General features: G+C 44.6%; 10 protein-coding genes. All 10 read right to left on the bottom strand.

The window, feature by feature from the left end:
- Positions 1-3 precede the first annotated feature (3 nt).
- The 10 genes from K429_RS0105835 to K429_RS0105790 all read right to left on the bottom strand — a co-directional run bounded on the left by K429_RS0105835 (position 4) and on the right by K429_RS0105790 (position 14,144).
- Positions 4-903, bottom strand: a complete 900-nt coding sequence (locus tag K429_RS0105835; protein WP_044096380.1) for a PQQ-binding-like beta-propeller repeat protein — start codon at positions 901-903, stop codon at positions 4-6.
- Positions 904-920: 17 nt separating this feature from the next.
- Complete coding sequence (gene lsrF, locus K429_RS0105830; RefSeq protein ID WP_007217493.1) at positions 921-1,796, bottom strand: 3-hydroxy-5-phosphonooxypentane-2,4-dione thiolase; 876 nt, start codon at positions 1,794-1,796, stop codon at positions 921-923.
- Positions 1,797-1,821: 25 nt separating this feature from the next.
- Positions 1,822-2,436, bottom strand: a complete 615-nt coding sequence (locus tag K429_RS0105825) for a DAK2 domain-containing protein (RefSeq protein WP_007217492.1) — start codon at positions 2,434-2,436, stop codon at positions 1,822-1,824.
- A gap of 3 nt (positions 2,437-2,439) precedes the next feature.
- On the bottom strand, positions 2,440-3,447 hold the full coding sequence (locus K429_RS0105820) for a dihydroxyacetone kinase subunit DhaK (RefSeq protein ID WP_007214669.1): 1,008 nt from the start codon (positions 3,445-3,447) through the stop codon (positions 2,440-2,442).
- Between the two features lie 20 nt (positions 3,448-3,467).
- On the bottom strand, positions 3,468-3,785 hold the full coding sequence (locus tag K429_RS0105815) for a VOC family protein (protein ID WP_025726315.1): 318 nt from the start codon (positions 3,783-3,785) through the stop codon (positions 3,468-3,470).
- 23 nt (positions 3,786-3,808) lie between these two features.
- The gene (locus K429_RS0105810; protein WP_007214671.1) at positions 3,809-4,489 is read right to left on the bottom strand and encodes a hypothetical protein; all 681 of its coding nucleotides are present in this window, start codon (positions 4,487-4,489) and stop codon (positions 3,809-3,811) included.
- A gap of 33 nt (positions 4,490-4,522) precedes the next feature.
- A complete protein-coding gene (locus K429_RS0105805) occupies positions 4,523-5,680 on the bottom strand; it encodes a hypothetical protein (protein ID WP_022209955.1) in 1,158 nt (385 codons plus the stop codon).
- Positions 5,681-5,695: 15 nt separating this feature from the next.
- A complete protein-coding gene (locus K429_RS0105800) occupies positions 5,696-7,534 on the bottom strand; it encodes a YncE family protein (RefSeq protein ID WP_052340630.1) in 1,839 nt (612 codons plus the stop codon).
- A gap of 146 nt (positions 7,535-7,680) precedes the next feature.
- Positions 7,681-11,790 carry a hybrid sensor histidine kinase/response regulator transcription factor gene (locus tag K429_RS0105795; RefSeq protein WP_025726313.1) on the bottom strand — a complete coding sequence of 1,370 codons (4,110 nt, stop codon included), beginning with the start codon at positions 11,788-11,790 and terminating at the stop codon, positions 7,681-7,683.
- 311 nt (positions 11,791-12,101) lie between these two features.
- Positions 12,102-14,144 (bottom strand): hypothetical protein, encoded by a 2,043-nt coding sequence (locus K429_RS0105790; RefSeq protein ID WP_025726312.1) that lies wholly within the window; start codon positions 14,142-14,144, stop codon positions 12,102-12,104.
- Positions 14,145-14,156: the final 12 nt, after the last annotated feature.

The following is a 14,156-nucleotide window of genomic DNA, read 5'->3' as shown; positions in this document are numbered from 1 at the left end:
CTCCTATTTTAAGTCCGGTAAGCGGAAATTGTCTATATAGCAGGCAGCGGATATCTTACCGACATTCTTCTTATCATGCAAGCTCCACACCACTTTACCGTTTTTATCTATCTCTATCAATTGCGGTTCATCCACCGTGGTATCTTTCGTATGTCCGTACCAGTTACAAATCAATAGATTCCCATTCTTCAATTGCAGGATTTGCCCTACAAACAATAAAGCAACTCCTTCAATATCCAGTGCATTCACCCGTTTCAATTCTTTGCCTGTCTTGCGGTCGATTACGATGTAATAATGGTTGTCTCCACAAGGCAACAGCAGATTTCCGTCAGGAAGTTCAAGAGATGAGAATGCCTTGCCTTCAATCTGATGTTCAGCAATGATCTTCCCTTTACGGCTTACTTCCAGCACTTTCTGTTTCGCCATTACCGGTATCAGATAATTGCTGTTCCGGAGCTGGAATACTTGTCTAAACTGACTGTGGGGTCTTTCCACTTCCAGATTCAATGTTACTTTGTTTACTTCTTTGCCTTTCTTATCCAATTCTATGAATTGGGCAGGAATACCACATATTCCCAATAGTACGCCACCGTTCTGCAACAAGGTGGCTGATTGTAATTCCGTCTTATCCGGTGTTTTATAATCCCAGACCACCTGATGGTCCCATGTCACGAGTTTTGCTCCCCGCTTATACGAATACAAGATTTCTCCCTTTTTAGTCAAAGCAACTGCATTACATTCTTCCCCTTTCTCCAGAGCATGCTGCCATTCCACTTTTCCCGTTTGTTTATCCAACAGCAGGATATTCGGATTTCCGGAACCGGCAACCAAGAGTTTATCTTGTGCTGCCGCCCGAAATCCCATGGAAAGAATGATCCCAATAATTATATAAACCCTCATCATTCTTCTTGTAATCAGTGTTACTTATTCTTCAGTTCATTGAACAGTTCGAGTGCTTGTTCCGGTTTCAGATTTTCATGTACTACCGCATGAACGGCCTGTATCATAGCAGCGGGAGCTTCCGACTGGAACACATTACGTCCCATATCCACACCGGAAGCACCTTCGCTGATTGCCTTATAGCACAATTCCAACGCTTCCAATTCAGGAAGTTTCTTTCCGCCTGCAATCACTACAGGAACAGGACATGCTGCCACCACTTTTTCAAAACCATCACAATAATAGGTCTTCACGATATTCGCCCCATTCTCGGCAGCGATACGGGAAGCTAAACCGAAATAACGGGCATCACGTGCCATATCTTTACCTACAGCCGTCACTCCCATCACCGGTATTCCGTAACGGGTACCTTTATCCACTGCCTTGTACAGGTTGGCAACCGTTTTTGCTTCGTGGGCTGCATCACCGATAGACAACATGATTGCCATGGCCGATACATTCATACGTATCGCATCTTCAACGTCAATCAAGACATTGTCATTCAGTTCTGTAAGAATAGAAGTACCGGCATCCGAACGAAGGCAAATAGGTTTATTGGTGCTGGGTGGTATCACTGTACGAAGAATGCCGCGTGTACACATCAGACAGTCTGCATATTCTATCAACGGGACAATATTCAAATCGATACGTTCCAAACCGGATGTCGGTCCCATAATGAAACCATGGTCAAATGCCAGCATCACGGTTCTGCCTGTCTTCGGATTGAAGATACGTGATAAACGATCCTTCATCCCCCACGGAAGATGTTCCGCTCCCTTCACATGAAAACTATTATTAGTAGAAGCTACCCCCAAACCGAAATTGCAGCCTTCTCTTAAATCATCTAAATCAGCCATTTCTTATCTTTTCATTAGTTATTTACTATAAAGCTTTTGCAAACGCATCAAACATGCACGACCAGGATGAAGCCCCTGAATCCGCATAACCGATAGAGCGTTCGCCGTAATTACGGGCACGTCCGAAGTTTGCCTTCATATCTTTAGTAGCTTCAGCACCTTTCACAGCAGCTTCGGCACCCGCTGTCAGGATAGCCTTCACATCAGCAGAATCACAAGCCTGAATGGCTTCCACCGCCGGTATCAGGGCATCCATCATTGTTTTATCCCCCTGTTTTGCTTTTGTTTGTTTCCTCACACCTTCAAGTCCACCTGCAAACATAGCCTTTACACCCGCCACATCCAGTTCGGTACCTTCCGCATGGTCGCTCATTCCCAAGAAGAATCCACCCAGTAATGTGCTGGTCGAACCGCTGATCTCAAGCATCAGGTTAAAACTCATGTCATTCAGCATCGACTTAAATTCAGTGCCCTTATCAGCCGTAGCAACAAGGGCGGACATGGATTGAACGATAGCTGTTCCATGGTCGCCATCTCCCAATACCGCATCCAGTTTTGAGAATTCGTCGGAGCGCTCCGTAATGCACACCAGCGCATTACGAAGCATCTTCTTGAAATCATCTATAGTCAGTTTATCCATCTCTTATTTACCGATAGTCGTCCAATAAGGAGCATTAGACATTTTATTGTTCAGATAATCGATATGATCGTCATCCAGCAAACCAAGAATCATCTGGAAACCTGCCTGTTCCTGAACGGTCAGCAACTCACCGATACGGGCAGCAGCCACTTCGATGCCGGCATTTTCCAACACCTGATGCGCTTTGCGATAAACGATATTCATCTCCATGTGCGTAGTTGCTCCCACACCGTTAATGATTAATAAAGCCTTGTTACCGGCTTTCGGCTGTAGCTTCTTCATCAGCAAACCGATCATTTCTTCGGCTGTTTCATTGGCAGAAACCAATTGCTTGCGACCGCCACCACCTTCTCCATGCTGTCCCATACCGATTTCAATTTCACCGTCCGGAAGATCGGAGATGGTCATGCCGTTTTGCGGATGGGTACAGGACTTCATAGCCACTGCCAACGTAGCCAAACGTGCATTGAAGCGTTCACCTATTTCAATAATCTCGTCCAGTGACTTACCTTCTTCAGCAGCAGCTCCAACAATCTTAATCAAAGGAACACAACCTGCCAGACCGCGACGATCTTCATCCGGTGCATCCAGTCCGGCACTGATATCATCGTGTGTCAGGATAGTCTTTACCTTAATGCCTGTACGTTCAGCCAACTGACATGCCATGTTTGCACTCATGATATCGCCGGAGTGGTTCAATACCACAAGCAAGATACCAGCCTCACGCTTAAACATCTGCAAGGCCTGGAACAAACGTTGTGCACCCGGAGCAGCAAAAATATCACCGACAACAGAGCAGTCCAACATTCCGTCGCCCACGAAGCCGCTTAATGCAGGTTCATGACCGGAACCACCCAAAGTGATCACAGCTACTTTATCTTCAGCTTTCGCATGTGCACGCACAATAATATTTTCTCCGCCGATGGCTACCTGGTTACTATAAGCCATTACATATCCTTCCAGCAATTCAGCTGTCAGATTATCCGGATCATTTATGAATTTATTCATCATAGTTTCTTTCTACTAATTGATTATTTATCAAACTGCATTAACTCCAAAGCAATACCTTCTTCTTCAATGAAAGCAATTGTCAGATTCTCTCCGCCCGGCATCGGTTCAACCAATACTTTTGCACCTTCCAGTTCAGCCGCCAGATCATCTACTTCGTAAGCGATATGTGCTACTTTCTGAATCAGCTCAGGCATCCAGCTACCTTCTTCAAAACGCAAATATTCTATCTTATTGGGGCTTTCATTAAAGTTAGTCAGCCATACCTTCAATCCTTCCGCATATACCTCACCCGGTTGCGGTGTGGTGGTCGGTACTCCAAAATGATTAATCTTTCTCATGGTATTCTTAATTATTGAATGATTTACAAAGCAGCCTGTCCATTAGTAAAACGCAGACCATCATTATCATGGTAACATGCCCACTCATCTACAATGGCTCCCTCAGGACCGGCCATCATAAAGTGGAAAGTACCCAGTTCTTTCAGACGGAGAACATCACCCACATTCTGTTTCACGAAATTCTTGCTCTTGATAGGACCGTGAGATGCCGGAACCGCAGGAGCATTCGGTGTTTCATCTCCTACTTCGGAGAAGTTATAAACCCAACCGTGATTTACCATCCACGACTCATGTTTCGCAGGGAATGCCGTTTTTACATGGGCATGTTCCGGAATCATCTGTCCCGGCAACAAGTAAATAGCATGTGCAAAATAGCCATATTCAGGATCGTTTACCCAGAAGATGCCTCCCATACCTACATTCTCAAAGTCGCCCAAACCGAAATCTGTAAACCAGATATCTTTCTCCATCAGCGGAGTGTAAGGCACGCCATAAAATTTAAACATATCAAGGAATGCTTCTTTAGCAGCTTCCTGGTCAAACTTTCCGTCTTTGTAGAAGTCAGCATTCGTGTACTTCTTCTGATACGTTGCCTTTTCCTGTGTCATAACTTGTTCTGTTTTTTTAGATTCTGCCGTACAAGAAGCGAGTCCCATACCGCAGGCGGCAATTAATGCCAGGGTTAATACTTTTTTTAATCTCATGTACTTATCTGTTTTAATGGTTAATAATCAGCCTCAACAAAGCACTCCCATTCCTTCTATCTCTATCAATAGTTCTGAACGGCATACATCGGTTAAAGTATAGATGGCAGGTAAATCGGGGTATCGCTCTGTCACTACCTGCCTTGCTTTTTCCATATCTTCCCAACGTTTCACATACACGCGGAAGGTGATAAGGGTAGCATTCTCCGTAGCAGGAATACCGGAACGATTGAGGTTATCATGGGATACCAAATATTCTATATTCTCCAAGGTAGTCAGTGTTTGCTGTTCAATACCAACGCCTTCCAGACTCTGCTCACCACGAATAGCGGCTGTGCCCGATACATATACGAAACCATGATCCTCTTTCCATACAGCCTTGGCACGTTCAAACTTCGGAGTGGTCTTTTGAGGAAGAGCGACATCCTTTTCTCCCAATAATACATTCTGTGAATAAGCATGAGCGGCAATCTGCAAAGGATTATCCACTCCAAGAACCCGGACACTTCCATCTTTGCAGAGTAAGGCATCCACATCAATCATAATGCCGCCCCACTGAGTCCCGATACCGGTAGCAGCCGGATAACCGGTAGTCCACTCCACACCATTATAGAATAGCGAACGTGCATCATTGAAATCCTGATAATGCTGATGACCGGTTGCATCGCAAGCTGTTATCTTTTCAATATAGTTCCATTGACGTATGATTGAGGAAACCGGCATACCTTCCGTTTCCAAGACCTTGGCTATCCTGGAGAATACTTCATGAGATTGCTCACGGATGCTCTGATGTAGTACATCTCCCGTCACACCACTCAGGAACAAGCGTTTACAACCTTCTCTTTCGATAATGATATAAGGCAAATCTCCCAGCATCCGATATTCAATGTGATCTTGTTCTGTCAGTTGCACTTCATGCACTTCCATCACCAATCCCATACTCTGAGGAGGTTGTGCCACATAGCTTACGGAAGGTTGTTTCTCTTTGAAAAGCTCTTTCACCGCTTCCCTGATACAAGCAAAACGGGCTACATATTCTTCATTATCCACCGGCGCATCGAATATCACTATACGTACAGGAGTATGAATGGCTTTATATTCCGCCAGAAGTTGCGCCAACATCACCTTAAAGGGAGCTTTATCAACTTGCAGGAAATAATGAATAATCTCTATATTTTCGTGTGTAATCATGGTCTTCTTATTCTATTAAAGTGAATTCACATATTCGGCAAGTTCTTCCGCTTCTTTAGCTGATATTTTCTTTTCAATACCATGCTTATGTACCGTGAACACTTCTTCCATAGTGGCAGCACGTCCGTCAAACAGATAAGGAGCCGTACGCCAGACTTCACGCAGTGTCGGAGTATCCCACCCATTCTCAAATTCGATATCTTCGCCGATACGGTGCATCTTCATATCCGTATAATAGGGACCGGAATGACATTCGTCGCAATTAAACTTTTCATAAACCTTACGTCCCCGTTTAGCCTTCTCTGAAAGTTCGCCATTTACCAGATACGGACTGGGAACCGGTTTCAATGACATCAGATACTCATCCACACACTCTGCAAATTCTTCCGGTAAATCACTGAACTGAATGAGCTTATATCCTGCACGAACGGCAACCTCCGCTTTAGCACGAATACCGGAAATCATACACGGTGGAGTGACATGGGAAAATAGCATACTCTTGCAGTTTTTCGAATTACCAATGCCATCATTCATCAAATCCCAGTTCATGGCATCCATACGTGCATCGCCCGGATGGCATCCGTTACACGACTGCCAGTTCTGGAAACAATGTGCCGCATCATTAAAGTATTTCTCACCACGCTGTATTCTGTTTTCCGTACGATTCTTCACCATGGCAACCGACTGAACATTTGCCGTATTCAAGTCCACGATATTCAATGTATCAGAGAAATAAGTAGGAACAACAGCCGTTCCGTCCTTCAGCATCATGCAACGCGGTCCATTGCCTACCAATGCTACACGTTTACGCATACCATATAAAAAGCGTAAATCATACGCCAAAGCATCCTTTTGAGGATACTGCTCAAACTTCTGAATAAATGTGGGATAATCTATCACACTGACCTCATGGGTACCGGAGTGACTGACCACAATCTTATCATCCGTACACTTCACATCCCATATACCTGCTGCACCCCGTTCCGGTTCATCCAGCAACACGGCACCCTCAAAGTTCAGAGTAGCCAGATTAACGATACTGATGGCACTGGTATTCATCCAGCCTTGTTGCAATTGGGATGTCGGAACCTGGAAACGGCCCAGATTATGAGTAACCAGCAAATAACGCCCGTCCGGAGAAAGCGACATTCCACGCAAGGCATTACTTCCGTTGGCCAGTTGAATATCCTTTATCTTCCGGAAACTGTTCATATCAATCACAGATACGCAAGCTGCTACAGTATCCACATCCGCCCGCTGCATAGGCAGGAAATTAGTAACAAACAAGTGTTTTCCTTCTTTATCAAAGACAGCTGATTTCGGTTCACGCAATACCTTCACCGTTCTTACCACATTCTTTCCATTCTTATCCAATTCTGATACTGTGCCGGCAAACTGGTTGCAAATATATAACTTGCCGTTACCCGCATTTACCAACGGAGCGCAGGCACCGGATGCTGTTTCCACAAAGACTTTTTCCGAAGGATTGGAAGCAGACAGGAAATAAACACCATTCTTATGTTCACCTGCCACCGTTGCATAAATCTGTTCTCCATCTGTAGCAACTCCGGTAGGGACTTCATCCAGTTCCCACTCTTGCAAGCGTTCTTTATAATCTGATGAATAAATAGAAACCTTCTGAACGCCCTTCTGAGATACGATCATTCCAGATTTATAAGGAGTGATACCCGTTATAAACAATGGAGTTCCTTCCGGCTGTTCCGTGGTATGAGTAGTAAATGCAAATAGAGATACCACTAAAAATACAGGTACTATAACCTTTGCGATGCTACGACTTTTATACTTCATAGTGATTGAATTAAGCTTGTTTTTCACATCACAAAGATAGGGCATCACCGGTCTGAGGGTTATAAATCGTGTATCATTGACTTGCAATAATGTCTCAAAACAAATGTAGTAAGCATTTTGAGACGGTAGTGAGAACCGTTTGAGACAAAAAAGGCGGAAACTCCTTTCCGCCTTAAATCTTATTTTTCGTCTTACATCTTCTCTTTGTTCGCACTGTTCATCTGTACGAACTCCGTAGGTGTGAACCCATAGAATGCTTTAAACGAATTAGAGAAGTAGGAATGACTGTTGAATCCCAACAAAGTTGCCACTTCCGAAACACTCATATTCGTTTCCTTCAGATAACGCAATGCCACCTCCAAGCGCTTATTACGTATCAGTTCCGTGGGTGAAAGCTCGGATATAGCTTTGATTTTGCGATAGAGATTGGCGCGACTAATACCGATCTGGTCACAAAGCATCTCTATACCCAGATTCTGGTCAGATATATTCTTCTCAATAATCTCATACAGTTTCTGTGAGAAGCGTTCATCCGCCGAGGTAGTACTTACACCTACCACTTCGGGCGAGAAGCGTTTGCCATACAGTTTCTTTAATTGCTCTCTCGACTGCAACAGGCTCTGAATACGTATCCGAAGCACATCCATACTGAAAGGCTTAATCACGTAATCATCCGCCCCTGCCTCAAAACCTTCCCTGATATGCATCACCATGGAGCGTGCAGTCATCAGTATTACCGGGATATGTCCGATACGAATATCATTCTTAATCATGGAGCAGAGTTCAAGCCCATTCCGCTTAGGCATCATAATATCACTCAGCACTAAATCAGGGAAGAATTGTACTGCCTTATCATATCCTTTTACACCGTTTGCCGCTTCAATGATTTCATAGTCATTTTCCAAGGACTTATGCAGATAATCCCGTACGTCCTTGTCATCTTCCACCAAGAGAACCACCGGCTTTTTAGGTGCGATTTCTCCAATAGGAGATGTTTGCGGTTTCTCCACCGGCTGTGCAAATGCCGTATCGCCAATTGTTTCCACAGGCATGGAATCCGTCTCTTCCTCAGTGAAAGCTTCACGGGAAACGGGCAGCAAAACAATGAACCGTGCTCCTTCCGTCCCATCTTCCCGGTCTTCAATACGGATCACTCCCTTATGCAGCTTCACAATGGAATACACCAGACTAAGCCCGATACCTGTACCCGGTACATTTACCCCTGCCGTTTCAGGTACCCGGTAGAAAGGTGTGAACACCTTATCCCGTTCCTGCGGTGGGATTCCACAACCGGCATCCACAACCTGCAACATCATATACAGGGCAGAAGGGGCTACTTCTTTTCGATACGATTCTTCCAACTCTCCAGCCGGAATACATTTCACCAACATACGTATGTCTTTGCCGGAAGGAGTATACTTGAATGCATTGGACAATAAATTGAATACGACCTTCTCAAGCAGCACTTTATCATACCAGGCCTGGAACTCCCGGTCCCGGCAATCCAGTGTGAAAGTGATTTCATTGGTTTGCGCTATCTGATTAAACGCACAATAGATCTCCGTAACAAATTCATATACATTATTCTCCGTGACTTGCAATTCCATCGTACCACTCTGGTTTTTCTGCAAGTCCATCAGTTGATTGACCAATAAAAGGAGCCGCTGGGCATTCTTATAAATGACCATCAGTTTATCCCGCAGTTCCAAAGTCATATCCATCCGTTTCACCAACTCTTCAAAGGGAGTGATGATTAGCGTCAAGGGGGTACGTAACTCATGGGCGAAATTCGTGAACAGATGCATCTTTGCCTGATGAAACTCTTCCTGTTGCAGTTTATCTTTCTGCTCCATTCGCAACCTTTCCCTCAAGCGGCGACGGGCATTGAAATAATGGAATATTGCGTAAAACACTCCTATCAACAATAGTCCATAAATCAGGAAAGCATACCAAGTAGCCCATAAAGGCGGTGTAATCACAATCTTCAAAGTCTTCCCTTCCTCATTCCATACCCCATCGTTATTACAAGCCTTGACATGAAAAAGATAGGTGCCGGGACGCAGATTGGTATAGTAAGCCGTGCTGCGTTCTCCCACATGATTCCAGTCTTTATCATATCCTTCCAACTTATAGGCATACCGGTTCATCTCCGAATTGATGAAATTCAACGCTTTATAGTCTATTGACAGATTATTCTGATTATACTGCAGATTGATAACCTCCGCTTCATTAAGCAATCCACTTAAGATTCCAGTTCCATCGTCTGCACGCACCACACGATTATTTACCAACAGGTCTTCCAATACGATTGGCGGCACAAAACGGTTCATCGGCATCTCCGGTGTGTAAAAAGTGATAAAGCCATCATTACCGGTAAAACACAATGTACCGTCCGGCATGGCTACCCCACCCCGATATGTAAATTCACGCAAATGAATACCATTATTGAATGGAAAGTTTTTAATCTCCCCGGTGGACGGAGAATAAGAGGAAATTCCCTGCAACGAGCTCATCCATAGATTTCCGTCCGCTCCTTCCAGCAATTTACAAATATCCCCTCCCATCAGTCCTTCTTTCTCTGTTACCCGGCGAAGCACACCTCCCCGTTTGTCCAGTTGGAAAATACCGCCTCCATAGGTAGATACCCATACATCACCGGATCTGGTTGATAATATAGAAGATATATAGTTACTTGGAATTTGCATTTCCTGTTCCGGGCGCGATGTACGAAATACGGTCATTTCACCTGTACGGGTATTAAAACGGTACAGTCCGGCAGAACGCATACCTATCAGTAGCACACCGGGACTCTCTTCCTCCATGCAACGAACGGAGGAAAAATGCAATTTCTCCCCTTTCGGTCCGGTAAACTCTGTCTTCCGCTCACCGGCAGGAGTAAAGCAAGTCAGTGCATATCCGCCTTTTGAAGTTCCTACCCATAAATTACCGTCTGCATCACGCACAATACCATAAATAGCAAGTTCTATGGGATATTTATAGAATAAAGAAAAACGCCGGGTAGCAAGATCAAAACGATAGACCTCACCCAATACCGTACCGCACCAGATACAGTCATCCTCAGCATATACCGTCTTGATAACATTCGAATTATGCACGGAATAGCTATCCTTATCAATCAGATAAAACTGCCCTTCCCCTGTCGAAATTTCATATCGCAGTAATCCATACCCCTCAGTAGCTATCCATAAGTTTTTCTGTTTATCGACACAAGCCGTACCATAGATTCCCGTTTGCTGATTCACCGTCTTCCCCGGAGTATGATGAATGAAGCGGTCGGTAAGCGAGCTCAGCCAAGTGACACCACCGGCAAAAGTACCAATCCACAACGTACCGGTATGATCACGGCAAAAAGCATAAATGGAAAAGTGCCCCAAGCCACGCCCGGGTTCGTCATAACTGCTCACTTTACGAATCTGATCCTTCAGCGGTGCATAAGCATAAATACCATCGAAAGTACCAATCAGCATCTCTCCATCCCATTCGGCAAGGCAACGGACATAATTATTTTTCAGACCACTGTTGGCAGATACATAAGAAGTTATTTTATGATTACGGACATCAATACGGTTCAGTCCGCCAAATTGACAACCTACCCAGATGCGATGATAAGAATCTTCATAAAGAGTGGAAATACTATTGTCAGGTAAGCCGGCACGACGGTCATAGTGATTAATCACCTGCATCTGTTTGTTACACTGGTAAACACCATTCACTGCCGTACCTATCCAGAAATTGCCTGCCTTATCCTCCATCAAGGCAGTGACGGAACTATTGAAGTTCTCTACAAATTCCACCCTTTTAAAGTTGTCTTGTTCGGGAATATAACAACAAAGCCCACTGCGGGTACCCACCCATACTTTGCCGGAACTATCAACTAAAAGAGAAAGAATACTTGCACTGGAGAGTCCATCTACATTAAAATAGTTGCGGATACGTTCGGTGCGAAGACACATCCGGCTTAGTCCGCGACTGGTACCTATCCATAAATTCTTGCTATGATCTTCGCGTATTTCATTGACTTCATTGTCTGCCAAACTCAGAGAATCTCCCGGGTGGTGACGAAAAACAGTATATTCACTTCCATTATAACGATTCAGTCCATTACGTGTCCCCAGCCAAAGGTATCCCCGGGTATCCTGGCAAATGGTCATCACGGAGAGTTGGGAAATTCCTTCATTCAGTTTCTGACTATAGTAGAATGAATATTTAGAATGCTCAGCCCATAAACACAAGACTGGAAATGAGCAAATTAGAAAGATCATCAATATTTTCGTTTTCATCAGTATAGATATGTTTTGCACACAAAAATAAGAAAAGCCCGGAAATAACATAGAATATTAAGGTGAAATAAACAATATAAGGAGAAAAGAAAGGTTAGTCCGGCGTCACTAAATAGTTACAGAATAATTTTATAGTACAGATCAGTCGTAATCTTATCCTATTTCAGTCGTATACTGAATAGGGTTCAGTCGTATACCGAACCCTATTCACTCGTATACTCATTATGCACTACCTTAACGTTCTTGATAACCAAGTAGTTAAAAATCGCGTTTTCGAAAAGAGAAATTGACTATAAATTTATACAAATAGATTATAAATTCACCTTTATCGTTGCCCCTTCCGTCACGCTCTTCTTCAGCACTGACTTGTCGCCTTTTAATACTTCTACATGCAGCTTCTTTCCTGCACGGGATACCCGAATATCAAACTCCGAATTGAAAGCACGTACACGATTCAGATTCATATACTCCCACTCCTGTGGCAAACGGGGAGTCATCTCGAAACTGCGTAATCCTGTGGGGCGAATGCCGAACAGACCTTCGGTATAGATACGGCAATACAATCCGCTTTCAGCAGAAAGATGACGCTGATCTCCTTCGGGCCACGCTTCAATGGCATAAGGCACATGATCGCCCAACAAACGGCGATGTGAATACTTCTTGAGGAAGTTCATACCTTTCTCCACTTCTCCGGCAGCAATGGTGCCACGCAGAGCATAGAGGGTACTACGGTCCCAGAAGGTTTCAGTACCGGCTTGCGTCAATAATCCGTCGTCCGTCCAGAGGCGAGGCGAAAAGAGAGCATCGATAGTGCCTTGTGCGCGAGTGTAGATACCCATAACAAGAGGCATACAAATCCAGGAACGCAGGATATCATTACCTTCATAATAGCGGTAACTGTGGAAACCTTCTATCTCATAACCAAAATGTTTTTCTATGGCTTTCTCTAAAGCATTTGCTTGATTACGATACATGTTCAACTGCTTTGCCGATACTCCCAATTCACGCCCCAGCATAACGGCTGAACGCAAAGCATCGTAGTAAAGCGTAGAGGTACAGAGGTTTGCATCACCAGCCGGGAAGCGGTTCTCCAATTCATCTGAATTCGATGCAACCACGCCGGCAGGAGTTAGTTTACGGTTGCAATACTCCAGACACCACTCAATCAGAGGCCACAATTCACGCGCTTCCGCCTTATCTCCACGAGCCAACGCATAACGTGCAGCACCGTAAGCAATCATTGCACCGTCCCCCCTATCTTTGGCACCATGCCAGAAACTGACACCTTCGGAGATGATGGAACTCGGAATAGGTTTATACTCCGGATTCATATAGCGGGCAAAGTGGCGGAAAGAATTCAATGCGGACTCATTACCAATCTCATAACCCAGAAAAGGGAAGAAGGGGTTGATATACTCTGCCTGGTCGTTAGCCCAGACAGCCGCATAATAGGCTTCACCACCGGGACCATGCATCAATCCACCTTTCGTGCGGTAGATGCTTTCAGCGCCACGCAGTTTGGCGAAGGCAAACATGCGATTAAGTACGGGATCGGGTGTATCCAAAACCAGATTGCTCCACCACTGACTGATAAGCGCTTCACGTGCGGCACGTTCACTAAGGATATTGATGTGTGAAAGACCGGCATCGTTTCGTCCGGACGAGGCATCCACCAGTTTCCTTCCGGAAAAGACTGCATAGAACTCAAGCGTCTCTCCCGGTTCCAAAACAAAGACACCACTTTTGGAAAGACCGGCTTCGATGCAATAAGCACCATATACACCGGCTTCCTCAGGAGTAGTATATGTTACGTTCCACTCAGGCACTCGCAGCGTTATCTGATTCGAACTGCTATTCTTGAAAGTATATTCCTCACAATAGCGCGCGGCATTGGTGGAGGGATAGAGTACACGCGTCAATTGCACGGCATCTTTCAGTTCCTTACGCCGGTAAATATAACCGAAACTACTTTCCACACGCATAATGCCATTGAAGGTAACATCACGTACTTCTTCATTCAGCAAGGTTTGATCGTCCACTGTCACCAAAGCGGGAATATTCACATCGAAACGTTGCTTCAGATTGTTCTGTGTCTTATTGGGATGCATACGAAGCATAGGGAAAACAAGACTTCGGTTCAGATGGAAACGCTTTTGTGCATCCACACCGTAACGAAGGACAACGGAAAGTTGTTGCCCACTCATTTCCAAATGATCGTCATGTGAAATATTATCATTGATATTCCAGCGAATGGCTCCATCATCCTGAATAGTCCAACGATCCTTCGGTTGTGCAATGGCCAGCGAACTGGCAAAGATGAAAGAGAAAAGTAATAAGGTTCTTCTCAAGTTCATAAGGTTATTGTA

It is taken from the genome of Bacteroides sp. 14(A) (genome assembly GCF_000526555.1).
Taxonomy (GTDB): domain Bacteria; phylum Bacteroidota; class Bacteroidia; order Bacteroidales; family Bacteroidaceae; genus Bacteroides; species Bacteroides cellulosilyticus.
This window is presented reverse-complemented; position numbering and strand designations above follow the sequence as displayed.